The sequence below is a fragment of the Psychromonas arctica genome (assembly GCF_038155225.1).
Taxonomy (GTDB): Bacteria; Pseudomonadota; Gammaproteobacteria; order Enterobacterales; family Psychromonadaceae; genus Psychromonas; species Psychromonas arctica_B.
In genome coordinates this window covers 1-15,617 of the sequence record NZ_JBAKBA010000019.1, presented here as the reverse complement: position 1 = coordinate 15,617, position 15,617 = coordinate 1, and the positions used below count along the sequence as shown (strand labels likewise).

11 protein-coding genes and 1 pseudogene are annotated in these 15,617 nt (G+C 36.8%); 5 read left to right on the top strand and 7 right to left on the bottom strand.

Features of this window, described 5'->3' with window-relative positions:
• Positions 1 to 707 precede the first annotated feature (707 nt).
• Positions 708 to 1,409: a YhcB family protein gene (locus V6255_RS09425; RefSeq protein WP_341627920.1), complete on the top strand. Its 702-nt coding sequence runs from the start codon at positions 708 to 710 to the stop codon at positions 1,407 to 1,409.
• Between the two features lie 840 nt (positions 1,410 to 2,249).
• Here V6255_RS09425 and V6255_RS09420 read toward each other — a convergent pair.
• The 7 genes and pseudogenes from V6255_RS09420 to aspS all read right to left on the bottom strand — a co-directional run bounded on the left by V6255_RS09420 (position 2,250) and on the right by aspS (position 9,888).
• On the bottom strand, positions 2,250 to 3,257 hold the full coding sequence (locus tag V6255_RS09420; RefSeq protein ID WP_341627919.1) for a hypothetical protein: 1,008 nt from the start codon (positions 3,255 to 3,257) through the stop codon (positions 2,250 to 2,252).
• A gap of 304 nt (positions 3,258 to 3,561) precedes the next feature.
• Positions 3,562 to 4,431 (bottom strand): urea carboxylase-associated family protein, encoded by an 870-nt coding sequence (locus V6255_RS09415; RefSeq protein ID WP_341627918.1) that lies wholly within the window; start codon positions 4,429 to 4,431, stop codon positions 3,562 to 3,564.
• A 2-nt stretch (positions 4,432 to 4,433) separates the two neighbouring features.
• Entirely contained in the window at positions 4,434 to 5,105 is a 672-nt protein-coding gene (locus tag V6255_RS09410; RefSeq protein ID WP_341627917.1) for a GntR family transcriptional regulator, read from the bottom strand.
• Positions 5,092 to 5,868, bottom strand: a complete 777-nt coding sequence (locus V6255_RS19315; protein ID WP_425355922.1) for an amino acid ABC transporter ATP-binding protein — start codon at positions 5,866 to 5,868, stop codon at positions 5,092 to 5,094. The genes V6255_RS09410 and V6255_RS19315 overlap by 14 nt, the downstream gene beginning before the upstream one ends.
• A 120-nt stretch (positions 5,869 to 5,988) precedes the next feature.
• Positions 5,989 to 6,636 (bottom strand): annotated as a pseudogene (locus tag V6255_RS19310) (amino acid ABC transporter permease); the annotation flags it as partial.
• A 50-nt stretch (positions 6,637 to 6,686) separates the two neighbouring features.
• The gene (locus V6255_RS09400; protein ID WP_341627915.1) at positions 6,687 to 7,502 is read right to left on the bottom strand and encodes an ABC transporter substrate-binding protein; all 816 of its coding nucleotides are present in this window, start codon (positions 7,500 to 7,502) and stop codon (positions 6,687 to 6,689) included.
• A gap of 601 nt (positions 7,503 to 8,103) precedes the next feature.
• Positions 8,104 to 9,888, bottom strand: coding sequence for an aspartate--tRNA ligase (aspS, locus tag V6255_RS09395; protein ID WP_025562262.1), 1,785 nt, complete (start codon positions 9,886 to 9,888; stop codon positions 8,104 to 8,106).
• A gap of 172 nt (positions 9,889 to 10,060) precedes the next feature.
• Between aspS and cmoA the strand changes: the two genes are divergently transcribed.
• The 4 genes from cmoA to V6255_RS09375 all read left to right on the top strand — a co-directional run bounded on the left by cmoA (position 10,061) and on the right by V6255_RS09375 (position 15,439).
• On the top strand, positions 10,061 to 10,792 hold the full coding sequence (cmoA, locus tag V6255_RS09390) for a carboxy-S-adenosyl-L-methionine synthase CmoA (RefSeq protein ID WP_341627914.1): 732 nt from the start codon (positions 10,061 to 10,063) through the stop codon (positions 10,790 to 10,792).
• A 58-nt stretch (positions 10,793 to 10,850) separates the two neighbouring features.
• Positions 10,851 to 11,837, top strand: a complete 987-nt coding sequence (gene cmoB, locus V6255_RS09385; protein ID WP_341627913.1) for a tRNA 5-methoxyuridine(34)/uridine 5-oxyacetic acid(34) synthase CmoB — start codon at positions 10,851 to 10,853, stop codon at positions 11,835 to 11,837.
• A gap of 283 nt (positions 11,838 to 12,120) precedes the next feature.
• On the top strand, positions 12,121 to 12,714 hold the full coding sequence (locus V6255_RS09380; protein WP_341627912.1) for a CoA pyrophosphatase: 594 nt from the start codon (positions 12,121 to 12,123) through the stop codon (positions 12,712 to 12,714).
• A 496-nt stretch (positions 12,715 to 13,210) separates the two neighbouring features.
• Positions 13,211 to 15,439, top strand: coding sequence for a cation:proton antiporter (locus V6255_RS09375; protein WP_341627911.1), 2,229 nt, complete (start codon positions 13,211 to 13,213; stop codon positions 15,437 to 15,439).
• The last annotated feature ends 178 nt before the right edge of the window (positions 15,440 to 15,617 follow it).

Sequence of the window (15,617 nt, the reverse complement as noted above, 5' to 3'; positions counted from 1 at the left end):
AAAATAATGAATACTTGCCAGACATATATAACTGGCAAGTATTCATAAAATATCAATAAGAATGAAATATAGCTGAAAATAACGGCAAGGAAATAACGAATGCAAAAAGCTGAACTCAAATGATTTGCCTAAGTAGTTATCTTCATCACATAAAAACGCACGATGAACAAACACAACAAGAAATACAATAATAAAGCGTACCTGACAGCGATACCTAGGATTGCATAGATAGAGCCATAACACCCTACCTCCTAGCAATAAAAACACTACCACTAAAAAGTAGATTGCTTTTAAATATCGATAAAGGTTTGGATGCCCTGCCTTATCTGATAATGTTAATACATAACCATACTTTCTTCGGTTTAAGCCGCCTCCTTTCATTGTTTTCAACAAAAACGACGTTGAACAAATCGAAGTCGAATTAGCTATGAGTAATGACTAAATACAGCAATGTTTATGGATGAATGACACTTTTTAAGTGTGGATACCAAATATTTATTGGCATGCAATAACGACATGATAAAAAGAGAGAACTAAAAATATTACACTTAAGTTATTAGGTGCTGCACACTTTCTCTTTTGATCACCTGATTTGAAAACTATTTATAGTATAATTAAGCAACTATTAACCCATTACAGAATAACTTTGATCATTAAATAGTCTTGATGCTTATCATCCATAACAATATTAATATAGGGAAATAAATATGAACGAATCAAATGAATTGGTACCTTTGCTCTTAGCGCTTATTGCCGGTGGTCTTATTGGCTTTCTTATTTATCATTTAACACTTGGTAAAAGCAAAGCGTCTAAACAACAAGAAGAGCTTGATAAAAACAAAATAGAATTAGAAAAATACAAAGCACAAGTCAATGACCACTTTAATAGTAGCGCAGAACTAATGGGACAAGTGGCGAATAGCTATCAAGCTCTTTACAATCACATGGCAGATCAATCACAGTCACTATTGGGTGAAACCGCAACAACTCAATTTCCATTATTAAAACAATCAGATAACACTGATGAAGAAATTGAAATAGCTGAAACTGAAGTAGCTGAAACTGAAGTAGCTGAAACTGAAATTAAACCGGAAAAAGATGAAGCAACTGACACTGAAGTAAAATCTGAAGGAGTTGAAACAAGCGACACTAAAGTAAAATCTGAAGAAGCTGAAACCATTGATACTGAAGTAAAATCTGAAGAAGCTGAAACAACTGACACTGAAGTTAAACCTGAAGAAGCTGAAGAAGCTGAAACCATTGATACTGAAGTAAAGTCAGAAGAAGTTGAGACCATTATAACGGAAGCTAAATCAGAAGAAACTGAAACAACTGATACTGAAGTAAAGTCAGAAGAAGTTGAAGCGACCGAACTTGAAGAAAACAATAAAAAAGAAGAAACGAAGTAAAGTTAACCACCTAGGAAAAATACAGTCTGAACTGATACAGTTAGTTGCAATTATATGATATCTATAAATAATCCTACATAGTTACCTTTGGAGTGTATTTAAGTTTTAGCTAAAAGGTTTGGGTGTCCTGCCTTTTCTGGGTTCGTCTACGCTCATTTGGGCAATTAGATTATTATCAGCTGAGATTTCACCCTGTCGGCGACATCCTTTCTTTTACCAGAAAAGAAAGGATGCAAAGAAACTGGCCACCGCATCACTTTCTTATCCAAACGCTAATTGCCTTTCTTAATGCATCAGCTCATTCAGCACATCCATGTGCTGAATGAACTTACAGCAAACGTCGTGTTTGCTGTTGCTGAAAGTCATTTATCGCTTGGGAAAGCTTTACGGAGAGAGAGTTGTAGCCACATCGAGCATCGTTTTTCTTGGAATTTTGATGTCGTATTTTTAAAAGGTAAAAAACAAGACCGACCCTATTTTCCTTTCTTGAGGTATTTTTCTAAATAAATTTGAGATTGTCCTTCCATGAACCCCTCTGATAATTATTGTAATATAACGCTTCGTTCACCGACGAGTAAATTGGTGCTGTTTTGCGTTTTTTCTTTTTGGACGTGTCGTAAACTTGGATGGACGTAAACTTGGACATCCATTAATTTAAAATTTACAAATAACGTTGCTGATTATTGGTAATAAATTGAATCGCTAACAAAAAGATACTGGTTGATAATAAAAAATTACAATTAATCGAAATTGAAGTAAATAATAGTTTTTTCAGATATCACTAATTTTAGCCGCTGCTAATAATATCTTTATTATGTATTGAATAGAAAAATAGACTAGTTAATGCAGCCGTAATTCATTTTTACTAGCTATCCAACGCTTGCCTGTATTACCGGCATAAGCCGCTAATGCTTCTAAAGAGCCCACTGCACCGTGATAATCTTTTCCAAAACTACTTGCTAGTGATAACCAAGTATCATTATCTAAACCAAGAGTGGAGAGTATTCTTGGACGTTGGCTTGAAATCGCACCACGTTTATCTTCTCTAATGATACGGCCACTCCAATCCACTAACTCAATATAATCTAATAATGAAAATGGAATACCTTGAGTTGATTGTTCATTTTCGTCACCTACGAAACCAAATAAAAGTTTTTTAGTAAAAGCGTATTCTAGTGGCTTTTCTTGTTGCTGAGTAACACCAGCTTTTTTGCAAGGTAATAGGCGCTCATAAGCTGATGTATATTCTGATGTTTCAACGCTAACTGCCATTTTGGCGCGGATTGGATTTAGGTCAACATAGGCCATACAGGTTAATAACGCATCTTCGTCTAGCAATGCTTGAGACTTGAATCTTCCCTCCCAGAAACGACCTGAACATTCATCTTCTTTATTCGCTTTCCGCGCAATGAATTCATTTAAACAGCGCATAAACCATGAGATATCAGCTAATCGCCCTCTCCACCCATTAATAATAGTTAATGCGGCTTTATTTTCTGCTTCTGAGGTGGTTTGCTCGGATTGCCAACGCTCAACTAATACAGGTGTTGAATAGAGTTGACACCAACGCTCACAAACTTCTTCATGCGTTAAGCTTTCATTATGTTGCTCATCTATGTGCAGTACGAGGTGATAATGGTTGGACATGATAGCGTAAGCGCAGATATCAATATTAAAAAGAGAAGCGAGGTAATGCATTCGCTCAACAACCCACTGACGGCGATGTTCAAAAGACTTTTCAGTGTACTTATCTTCCCCGCATAAGTAAGCGCGGCGAACACAGCGTGAAATACAATGGTAATAAGGTGTATCAGATAACGATACTTGTGATTGGCGAGATTGAGTCATAATAAACTACCCCCTAAATGCAACAATAAGCGCATCTAAAAGATAGTTTAGATTTTAAATTAATTCAAAGTAGATGGGTGTCCGCTACTTTCTTCACTTGTGACGGACGAAGCTACAACGATGATAATTTTATTTTGACTAATTTTCCGTGAACTCAACTTTCACCTATGCCACAATTTATAAATATTCGAAGTTTCTTTATTGCCCATACAATCAACAGTTCATTATTAACCTGTTGATTGTATTAAAAATCACTTTATATTTGTTCTTTTAAATCATCAAACATGCACATAAAGTTAATGATCTACGGTGTAGTCTTAGCTTCAGGTTGGTCTTCCCACTTAGGAAATCCAAGACCATGATTGCCTTTATAATCAGGAGATTTCGGTGGCTCCCAATCGGTTAACAGCTCACTGTCAAGTTCGTAAATTTCAATGCTAAGTGGGCGACAAACTTTAAGTGGATCTTCAGCATCAGGTCCCCATAGATGTACTGATAGGTCACCTCCTGGACAGGTTGAAATAGCACACAGTAAATCTATTTCTGCAAAAAACTCTAGATAATCACCTTTTTTAGCAGGACATGCCTTCATGAAATAATCATCATTTTCATTAAGACCAGTACATTGAAAAACGTTTAGTACATCATGTACATCGAATTCAGTGAGACCGTAAGGCAAAATTGCTCTGGTTAAGTTTGAATGGCAATGGAAATCAAAATCCTCATTGGTAAGGAGTTTATTGATATAAGGGTCACAACGAGTGCCCAGTAAATCATGGACTCGAGCGCCGTGCTCATCTACCCCATAATCCGCAAGACTATCTGCTGTTATGGTAGCCATTGGACGAATAAAAGGAAGGTTAGACCATAAGCGGTCGTAAGTTGAAACGTGCGCGCCTTGCAATTGACGAGTTCGAGAAGCCCACATTCTTTCGCGAGGGTTGTTTAGATTCCACATATTGAAATCACCAACCTGAGCACCTTCTGTTGCCACGACACGAAAGATATGACCAGCAGGAACAGTCCAAGCTTGCCCTGTTCGAATTGGAATATGTATTGATTTTACTAATTTGCGTTTATCAGTTTCCTCGGCAAGACGCTTATAAAAAGTTTTATTAACCTTTAATGCTGAGCCTTCATTAGCTTGATATGCAGCTGGAAAAAATTTAGTCATGGTCATTCCTCTTGGTTATATAGTTTTAATAGTTTCTGCTCTGATTCATCAAGATAAAGTGCAAGACGTTCTGACGTGCTTTGTCTATCTCCTGACAATAAGCGATTGAGAATGTCTCTGTCTTTCTCTACCCAAGGTTGCTGGAAGTACTTTTCATCAGGCGCATTGGCAAATAACAAACGTAATTGAGCGATGATTGTTGCAAAAAAAGAGTCGAATCGTTGACTCCCCAAAATACTAACGATAGATTGATGGAAGCGTAAACTGTTGGTTGCAACTTCAGTCCAATTTCCTACAGCAACAGCAGCTTCTACTTTATTCAGTGATTCTTCCATTCCAAAAAGAATTTCTTTTTTGATGTCACGAGTACTGAGCAATGCTTGTAATTCCAATGTTCTACGTACTGTATAGATATCTTTTACATCGTTGTATTCTAACCTTCTTACCGTCACACCTTTATTGCGTTGATAATCGACAAGACCTTCGCATAACAATTGACGTAAAGCTTCTCTGATTGTGTTTCTTGATGATTCAAGTCTTTCTGATAATTCAAGTTCTCCTAACGTTTGTCCTACGGTAATCTTGCCCGCTATCATTTCATCTCTAAGTAAATTAGTTACTCTTTCGAACGCAGGTAGGTGGTCGTATTGTTTATCAAGTTTAACTGGGAACATTATTGTCCTCTATTTGACTAAGTGCATGTTGTTGGTTTGATAAGAATTGTGTCAATCTTGGATCTCTAGATTTGAGCAGAAGACTAGGTTTATCAATTGCTTTAATTTCACCCTCTTCCATGAATACCACACGATTAGAAACTTTGAAGGCAAATTGCATTTCATGAGTAACAATAACCATAGTCATTCCTTCTAACGCAAGTTGTTCAATAACTTTCAATACTTCTCCTACTAATTCAGGATCTAATGCAGAAGTTGGTTCATCAAATAACATAATATCGGGTTTCATTGCTAAAGCCCTAGCAATCGCTACTCGCTGCTGCTGCCCACCTGATAATTGATGCGGGTATTTATGAGCATGCTCAATTAATCCTACTTTATGCAATAATGAGAGAGCAAAGTTTTTTATCTCTTGTTCGTTGCCATGTTTGTGATACATGGGTGCGATCATGATATTGGCTAGAACTGTTTTATGTGGAAAAAGGTTAAACCCTTGGAAAACCATTCCTATTCTGTGAATATGTTCATAATAACTTTTACCTGGTCTACCTGTTGGAGTTGGCGTTAAAAAAGAATTGCCTTCAATAATGATTTCCCCATCATTTAACATTTCCATGCCATTAATGGTACGAATAAGAGTAGTTTTTCCTGAACCTGATGGGCCAATAATTGAAATGACTTCTCCTTTTTTAATTTTTAAATCTATGCCTTTTAATACTTCTTTACTACCATACGATTTTTTTACAGAAGCAAGCATAACTATTGGCGTTGCACCTGTCGAATATGTAGGTGTAGCTTTGTAAGTTTGTTGGATTTTAGATGATTCAATTTCAGCATCACTAGTGGAAACAGTTTTTTTATTGCTTACATCAAACCACTTCTCAATATAGTGGATCATCCAATCGAATATGCTGACAATAGCCACGTAATAGCATGCAACTGCAAGCAAACTTTCCATCACTTTAAAGTTTTGTGTATACAGGCGTTGACCAACCATCAGAATTTCGGAAAGAGAGATCACTGAAACCAAAGAAGTCAATTTAACAATAGTGACAAATTCATTGGAAAGTGACGGAAGAGCTGTCTTAAATGCTTGCGGTATAATAATAATTCTTTGGATACCTGCAAAGGAGATCCCCAATGCCTTACCAGCTTCTGTTTGTCCTTTATTTACTGATGATAATCCACCTCTATGAATTTCTGCGATATAAGCTGCTTCACTAGCAATCAATGCAATTAGCCCTGATGTGAATGGTGATGACAACCATTCAGCGCTGGATGGAATGAATAAAGGCATATTGTATATAAAAATAATTAACACAATGAGTGGCAAGCTTCGAAATAGCCAAATGTAAGTGCTCACTATTAAACTTAGCGTTTTAAAATGTGATTGTTTAGCCAACGCTAGAATTATTCCAATAACATTTCCGAAAATCCAGGTTAATACACTTAGTTGCACAACTAATAGTGAAGCTTCCCAAAAATCAATATATGTAAATAGGCTAAAGAAGTAAGTCCAATCAAATTGCATATCGATCTCCTAATTGGCCCTGCATTTAGCTAGAGCCAATTAATGTAGTATTATAAAGTGCCATCTAGGGCTGCTTTTACTTCTTTTTCGTTAGGCGTAGATACGCTGTATTCGAGAAGTAATTTTTTGAATGCATCACTTTTTTCTACATTAGCGACAGCAGAAGCTAATTTTGATTTAAGCTCTGCATTACCTTTTTTAAGACCAAGACCAACAACAACAGGATAAATAATATCACTAGTTAACACTAACCTTCCTGATTTATCAGCCGCATTTTGTGCTACCGCTGCATCTTCAAACTGCGCATCAACATTACCAGCGATCAACGCTTGGCTAGCTTCTGGTGAAGTTGGAAATTCGCGGACATCTATTTTACTTAGCCCTTTCGGTAGACATTCTTCAGAGGAAACTACATTTAATTTCTTAATCCAAGCAGCACCTTGAATTGAACTTACACGTTTTCCACATAAATCTGCTGGCTTCGTAGGAGTAAATTCACCATTCTTAGCAGCTAAAATTACACCTCCTGTTTTCATATATGGAATGTAATCGATCTGTTCAGCACGTTCTGGAGTAACGTAAAGAGTTGATGCAATAACATCAAACTTTTTTAAATTAACTCCCAAAACTAGGTTGGCAAATCGAGTGTCTAAAAACTTAACCTCTTGACCTAACTCCTTAGCAACTAAACGCATAAAATCTGCATCAAAACCTGATGGAGTTTTTCCATTTAAGTAGTTATATGGTGGATAAGTTAAGTCTGTGCCAACTGTTAATGTTTCTTTGGCTATTGCATTTCCACTTAACAAAACAAGACCAATACTGAGGGCTTTTAAGAGGGATTTTCTTTTCTTTATAATATTCATAATACTTTCCTTATATTGTTGAACAATCATTGTTGAACAATCATTGTTGAACAATCATTGTTGAACAATATAAGGCGATAAATATGCCAACTTTTCAAAAAAAATTATCCTTTAAATTTCAGAAACTTAAAAAATAAAATTAAATATTTTTTTTAACGATGCACCCTTAACGAACATTTTTGTACCATAAAGAGGCATAATATATTCACGATGCGCCTTAAAAATATCAAATTAATTATTATGATTCGATTTTGAAGTGATATCTGTTATTAAAAAAAGATAATAAAAGGCTTAGATTCAAATAGTAAGTGCGTAACTTGAATAGGCAGGAAAAGTCGGTAGTTCGCTATATGCTAATCACTTTTTCTCCGGCAGAGATGCAACAATGAAAACATATAACCAATTGACCTATGAAGTAAGGTACTAGGCTTATACCCTGAATAAAGTAGGGATGGGTCAAAATAAAATAGCCAAGTAATTAAATGTGAGTCAATCGACTGTAAAATAAAGGGTCAAAAAAAAATCGAAAACAAAAAAGGGAGATAACATCACTACTTCTAGCGATATCACCTCCCTTTTCTAAAGCTATTTTTTAAAAAGATTAATCTTCTTTTTTAGCTTCTTCTTTCTCAGTCTTAACAACCGCAATATTTAACTCAGCAAGCGCTGCTGGATTAGCAAAACCCGGTGCGTTAGTTAACGGGCATGCCGCTGACGCTGTTTTCGGGAAGGCAATCACTTCACGAATTGAACTTGAACCTGTCATCAACATCACGATGCGGTCTAAACCAAATGCTAAACCAGCATGTGGTGGAGCACCATATTGTAATGCTTCTAATAAGAAACCAAATTTATCTAAAGCTTCTTCATCAGAGATATTCAAGATGCGGAAAATCGCTGCTTGCATATCTTGTTTGTGAATACGTACTGAACCACCGCCTAACTCACAACCGTTTAATACCATGTCGTAAGCATCAGAAAGTGCGCCTACTGGGCTCGCTTCTAGTTCTGCTGGTGTCATGTTTAATGGGGCAGTAAATGGGTGATGAATTGGCGTTAATGCGCCGTCTTCTAATGGTTCAAACATTGGGAATTCAATCACCCAAAGTGGTTTCCACTCATCTTTAATTAAACCAAGATCTTCAGAGACTTTCAGACGTAATGCACCAATTGCTTCAGCGACTACGTTTGCTTTGTCTGCGCCAAACATAATGATATCGCCATCTTGTGCATTGGTACGTTTAAGTAACTCAGCAACAATCTCTTCATTTAAGAATTTAGCGATTGGTGATTGAACACCTTCAAGGCCTTTAGCGACTTCGTTCACTTTCATCCATGCTAAGCCTTTAGCACCGTAGATAGTGACGAATTTACCGTATTCATCGATATTTTTACGAGACAGTTTTGCGCCGCCTGGTACACAAATAACCGCAACACGGCTATCGGCATCATTAGCAGGGCCAGAGAATACGTTGAATTCAACTTCTTTTAATAAGTCGGCTACGTCAACTAATTCAAAATCGATACGTAAATCAGGTTTGTCACTACCAAAACGACGCATTGCTTCTGCGTAAGTCATTTTAGGGAATGAACCTAAGTCAACATCTAACATTTCTTTGAAAAGTTTAACGACCATCTCTTCTGTTTTTTCCATGACCTGATCACCGGTCATGAATGATGTTTCAATATCTATTTGTGTAAATTCAGGCTGACGGTCAGCACGTAAATCTTCATCACGGAAACATTTTACAATTTGGTAATATTTGTCTAAACCAGACATCATCAACAATTGTTTAAATAATTGTGGTGATTGCGGTAAAGCAAAGAATTGACCTTTATGCGTACGGCTTGGCACTAAATAGTCACGTGCACCTTCTGGTGTCGCTTTGGTTAATATTGGTGTTTCAACATCTAAGAAACCATTGTCGTCTAAGAAACGACGAACAAAGCTACTGACTTTAGAGCGGAATACCATACGTTCAGCCATTTCAGGGCGACGTAAATCTAGGTAACGGTAACGTAAACGCTGCTCTTCTGAGTTTGTTTGGTTACTATCTAATGGAGAAGGTTTAGCACGGTTTAAAACTTCAAGCTCAAGACCACAGATTTCAATGCCACCTGTTGTCATGTTTTTGTTCACTTGACCTTCTGGACGAGCACGAACAAGCCCTTTCATTTTAATACAAAACTCATTACGTACTGTTGCAGCAACGGCTGTTGCTTCTGGTGTATCACCATCAAAAAATACTTGAACAATACCCTCACGGTCACGTACATCTAAAAACGTCACACCACCTAAATCGCGCTGTTTGTTTATCCAACCTACTAACTCAACTTCTTGACCAATATTTGCTTCGGTCACTTCACCACAATACATAGTGCGCATTATCGATTCCTGTTTTTAAATACGTTACAAAAATAATTGCACGTATTATAGAAGAAAACCACTGAGAGTCATATGCTTAAATAAAAAAATGACCCTGCCACACAATTTAAGTAAAATGCGCGGCAATACGTCATCAATAACACCGTTTAACCTTAAATAATTAGGCAGCCTTATGAGCCAAACCGACAATATTTTTAGCCAACCACTAGATAAAGTAGATAGCTTTAGTTTTGATCAGCAAGTTGTGCAAGTCTTTCCAGACATGATCAAACGCTCTGTCCCAGGTTATGAAAACATTATTAATAGTATTGGAATGATCACACAACGTTGTGCTGTTGATAACTCTAACCTGTATGACTTGGGTTGTTCATTGGGCGCAGCGACGTTATCGATGCGTCGCGGTTTGGATGAAAAGACGGGCTGTAAAATAATCTCTGTTGATAATTCATCGGCGATGGTTGAATCTTGCCAGCAACATATTAAAGCGTATAAATCAGATATTCCGGTCACTGTATTACAAGACGATATTTGTAATATTAAGATTGAAAATGCCTCTGTGGTTGTGCTTAATTTCACTCTGCAATTTTTAACCCCTGAAAAACGCCTTTCTTTATTAACTAATATTTACCAAGGGTTATTGCCGGGCGGTGTATTAGTGCTGTCTGAAAAGTTTATTTTTAATGACGCAACCAACAATCAATTGTTAGTGGATCTGCATTTAGACTTTAAACGCAGCCATGGTTATAGCGAATTAGAAATAAGTCAGAAGCGTTCATCTCTCGACAATGTGCTGATTTCCGATACCGTTGAGCAACATTATGCGCGTTTACAACAAGCTGGATTTAAGCATAACGATCTTTGGTATCAGTATTTTAATTTTGGATCAATTCTTAGCATTAAGTAAATTCTTAGCATTAAATAAACTCTTAATATTAAATACATTAATCGTAGCAAGGCATCACATGATCGACTTCAATAACTTTTACAGCATTATCGCTAAAAACCGTTTAAACCATTGGTTGCGTACTTTACCTGCACAGTTACATGAATGGGAAAATATTCATGTCCATGGCACTTTAGCAAGTTGGATACGTGTATTAAATAAGTTTCCAAACATTAAAACTGAGCATATTGAACTCAAAGATGAAGTGCGCATCGGTAATGGGTCTGAACTATCAACAGGCGAAACGAAGAAATTAGAAAATCTATTACAGAAATTTCACCCTTGGCGTAAAGGGCCTTTCCATATTCATGGCCTGCATATCGACACAGAATGGCGCAGTGATTGGAAATGGGATCGTGTTTTACCGCATATCAGCCCGCTTAAATATCGTTATGTATTAGATGTGGGTTGCGGAAGTGGTTACCACATGTGGCGTATGCGCGGTGAAGGTGCTGAATTTGTAGTAGGCATCGACCCGAGCGAGTTGTTTTTATGCCAGTTTGAAGCGGTGCGTCACTTTGCGAATAAAGATCAAAACGTACATTTATTACCATTAGGTATTCAAGAACTGCCTAAATTGGAAGCCTTTGATACGGTATTTTCAATGGGTGTTTTATACCATCGTAAATCACCCATGGATCATATTACACAACTGCAAGACCAGTTGGTTGAAGGCGGTGAATTAGTATTAGAAACCTTAGTCATTGAAGGTGATGAAAACGAGGTATTAGTGCCTTTTGATCGTTACGCTAAAATGCGTAACATTTGGTTTTTACCAAGCGCAAAAGCATTAAAGCTATGGGTTGAAAAGTGTGGGTTCGAAGACGTTCGTATTGTTGATATTAACGATACTTTAACCGGCGAACAACGCAGTACCGCGTGGATGACTAATGAATCTTTAGAAGATTATTTAGATCCGAACGATGCAACTAAAACCGTTGAAGGCCACCCTGCTCCAAAACGTGCTTTGTTAATTGCTAAAAAGGTGATTACACCTTTGAACTAGTCGCCTCTGTGTATTTAGTCTTTATCTTTATCTTGAGAAGCCTGTCATTCATATTTCAGGCTCTTATTTTTTACTTTCGTTTTCATCTTCTTCACGTTATAAAATGAGCTTAATTTAATGCTATGTAATTAAAATAAGGCGAGTTTCTTCATGGAATTACTATTAATAACATTGTATTAAAATGGGATATAGCTTACTTTAATAAGTAGGTATAAACGTAACGTAATGAAATAACGGCTGTCAATAAACACTAGCAAACAGTCACAGGAGAAGGTTATAAGACATGAATAAACAACACTTTCTTAGTCGTTTCATTTTACAACAAGCAAACTCAACTGCCCCTTCTTCTCATCTTGCACAATTGCAATTAACACAAAAAAAACCATTAAAAAAAGCCGCGATATTAATGCTACTCGTTCAACGTGAAACGGGGTTACACATGATATTAACTCAACGTGCATTACATTTAAGACATCATGCTGGGCAAGTTAGTTTTCCTGGTGGGCGATATGAACTAAGCGATGACTCTTTAGCAGAAACGGCATTACGTGAAACTCAAGAAGAGATAGGTATTCAACAAAAAAGCATACAGTTAGTGGGTAGCTTATCGCCTTTAACCACGACTACTGGATATCACGTCACGCCTTTTATTGGTTTTGTAGAGAATAGTGAGCAAGTGATTATTGATCGCCATGAAGTGAAAGAATGTTTTGAAGTGCCTTTTTCATTTCTATTAAATAGAAAGAATTTTACCAAGCAGCACTTAATCGCTAATAAAAAACGTCATTTCACTTATTGTTGTGCTTATCAAAATCATTTAATTTGGGGGGCAACAGCGCAAATGATCATTAATTTGCAACGACACTTACACCGTTAAGGAGAATACTTAAGCGAATTAATGTCAGTTATTTTTTTTAAAACACCCATATAAGATCTTTCTATATTATTATACGTATATAGGGGTAAGCATTTCCAAAATTAGCCATCAAAGTTAATTTAATAAATGATTGAAAAACATCACTATACTCTAAGTGATTCTCGTTAATAATTTTAATCCAAACGCTATAAAATAAAAATTTAATAATTCAATGATAGTGTTATTGGATGCATAAAATAATAGTGTCGAAATGAATCCGTACTCTACTTTAGCGTGATTTACGCAGTGGCTAATTTTAATCAGTAATATTAAAAATAACATGGCAACTAAAAAATATATTAAGTTGTATTAACGCTTTATTCATAACATCGCTACTTTTAATTTTACATCTTAGGTTCAAAAGAAGTCAGTCGAGTATTACAATTTATGCACTATCTCGGACACATTAAATAATAATAAACATTGTCTTAACAATGAATAGAAAAAGGAAAGAACTATGGTTGAACACATCACTGGCATGCTGGCATTAATTGGTGTGCTGTCGCTTTTGTGTCAATGGGTAGGTTGGAAGTTGCGTTTGCCAGCTATTTTACCGCTTTTATTGTGTGGTTTAATGCTCGGTCCTGTTTTTGGGGTATTAGATCCCGATGCTATTTTTGGTGATTTATTATTTCCAATTATCTCTTTAGGTGTGGCAGTTATTCTGTTCGAAGGTGCATTAACCTTAAACTTTAAAGAAATTAAAGAACATGGACGTATGGTGACACACCTTGTGACGATCGGTGCTTTCATTACTTGGGCTTGTATTGCCCCTGCTGCTCACTATATTTTAGGGTTTGACTGGGTTATTGCCATGCTATTCGGTGCATTAGTAGTGGTAACTGGCCCAACGGTAATTGTTCCTATGCTACGGACGGTTCAACCAAAATCAAATTTAGCCAGTATTTTACGTTGGGAAGGTATTGTTATTGACCCAATTGGCGCTTTACTTGCCGTACTGGTATTTGAATATATCGCTGTTACCGCAGATCCAACATCGCATGTTTTATACGCGCTGGGTTTAACGTTATTAATTGGTTTTGGCTTAGGTATCATTACTGGTTATTTAACAGGCTTATCAATAAGAAAGAACTTATTCCCACATTATTTACGCAATACTGCCGTGTTAACTATCATGTTAGGTATTTTTGTTGCATCAAATATTTTACAAGAAGAATCTGGATTACTGACAGTAACAGTGATGGGAATTTGGTTGGCGAATATGCGCGGCGTCGATATTGCTGATATTTTGGAATTCAAAGAAACGTTAACGGTATTACTTATATCCGCGCTATTTATCCTGCTCGCGGCACGTCTTGACTCCAGCGCTATGTTAGATCTAGGTTGGGGAGGCTTAGGTGTACTATTAGTGGTTATGTTTATTGCTCGTCCTTTAAGTATTTGGATTTCAGGGCTTGGCACTAATCTCACATCAAAAGATAAATGGTTTCTAAGTTGGGTCGCTCCTCGCGGGATTGTAGCCGCTGCTATCTCATCATTATTCGCGATCAAGTTAGAATCTGTTGGTTTAGAAGGCGCTAGTTCCATTGTGCCGTTAGTATTTTTAATCATTATTGGCACTGTGGTTATTCAAAGTTTAACTGCTGGTCGTTGGGCTAAGTTTTTAGGTGTTAAAGAAGGATCTAATGAAGGTTTATTGATGTTTGGCGCCTCTAAGTTCTCACGTGAGTTAGCCTCTCTTTTAATTTCAAGGAATATAAAAGTAATCTTAACGGATAATAACTGGGACAGTATCCGTAAAGCGCGCATGCAAAATATTCCCGTTTACTTTGGTAACCCAGCTTCAGAACATGCAACAAACTACATGGACTTGAGCGGTATTGGGCGCGTATTAGTGATGTCACCTTACCGCCAACTAAACCCTTTAGTTACCTTCCACTTTCAAGATGTACTAGGTGTGGATAATGTATACGGTTTAAATAATGCAGATATTGCCAGTGCACGACATCAATTATCAGAGTCTTACTTAAAGCGTTTAAGTTTATTTGGTGAGAATGTTTCTTATGCAAAAGTAGCAAATTTAATGGCAAAAGGTGCAATATTAAAAGTGACCAACATTACTGAAAACTTTACCTTTGAACGCTTTAAAAAGCGTTATGGTGAAACGGCAATGCCATTGGTTTATTTAACAAAAGAAGGTCAAGTAACGATCGTTTCAGGTTTAGAAGTAATGAACTTTCCAGTCGGTATTGAATTAATCAGTTTATTGCCACAAGAAGCACAAGACGAAGCAGTTATTCAACGGGCAATAGACGATGAAGCAGAGCGTAAAGCGAAAGCAATTGCAAAAGCAGAAGCTAAAGCCGCGGCACAAGCAGCAGCAGAAGCGCGAGCAGTTAAAGAGGCAGAAGAAGCAGCACAACGCGCGATGGATAAAGTACGCCGTGAAGAAGAAGCATTAGCGGCAGAGAAAAAGCGCGTTGAAGAGACAGCGTTGGCTGAGGAAAAAATAGCTGAAAAAAAACGACTTCAAGAAAAAGCACTGACAGAGAAAAAAGCAGCTGAAAATAGTCGACTTCAAGAGATAGCACTAACTAAGAAAAAGGAAGCGGAGCAAAAACGTCTCGAAGAAGAAACGTTATCTGAACAAGTAAATGCGCATAAAGAAGGTGAATATAAAGAAAATACGGATGCTAACTCAGACGATAAAAAAGGTGACAAGTAGGCGCTAAATAAACCTAAAATTGAGACAACAGTCCACGTACATTAATTAACTATTTATGTGGATGTTGCCTTTTTACTCCGTAATACTCTGATTTTGTAGATAAATGAAAAAGCTAAGCGTTAGCTAATACCAATCACACTAATTAAGTTATCTATTTTACTTGTTAAAATAACTTATT

Coding starts and splice junctions, on each gene's coding strand:
- V6255_RS09425 (WP_341627920.1), top strand. CDS start 708: ATGAACGAATCAAATGAATTGGTACCTTTGCTCTTAGCGCTTATTGCC.
- V6255_RS09420 (WP_341627919.1), bottom strand. CDS start 3,257: ATGACTCAATCTCGCCAATCACAAGTATCGTTATCTGATACACCTTAT.
- V6255_RS09415 (WP_341627918.1), bottom strand. CDS start 4,431: ATGACTAAATTTTTTCCAGCTGCATATCAAGCTAATGAAGGCTCAGCA.
- V6255_RS09410 (WP_341627917.1), bottom strand. CDS start 5,105: ATGTTCCCAGTTAAACTTGATAAACAATACGACCACCTACCTGCGTTC.
- V6255_RS09400 (WP_341627915.1), bottom strand. CDS start 7,502: ATGAATATTATAAAGAAAAGAAAATCCCTCTTAAAAGCCCTCAGTATT.
- aspS (WP_025562262.1), bottom strand. CDS start 9,888: ATGCGCACTATGTATTGTGGTGAAGTGACCGAAGCAAATATTGGTCAA.
- cmoA (WP_341627914.1), top strand. CDS start 10,061: ATGAGCCAAACCGACAATATTTTTAGCCAACCACTAGATAAAGTAGAT.
- cmoB (WP_341627913.1), top strand. CDS start 10,851: ATGATCGACTTCAATAACTTTTACAGCATTATCGCTAAAAACCGTTTA.
- V6255_RS09380 (WP_341627912.1), top strand. CDS start 12,121: ATGAATAAACAACACTTTCTTAGTCGTTTCATTTTACAACAAGCAAAC.
- V6255_RS09375 (WP_341627911.1), top strand. CDS start 13,211: ATGGTTGAACACATCACTGGCATGCTGGCATTAATTGGTGTGCTGTCG.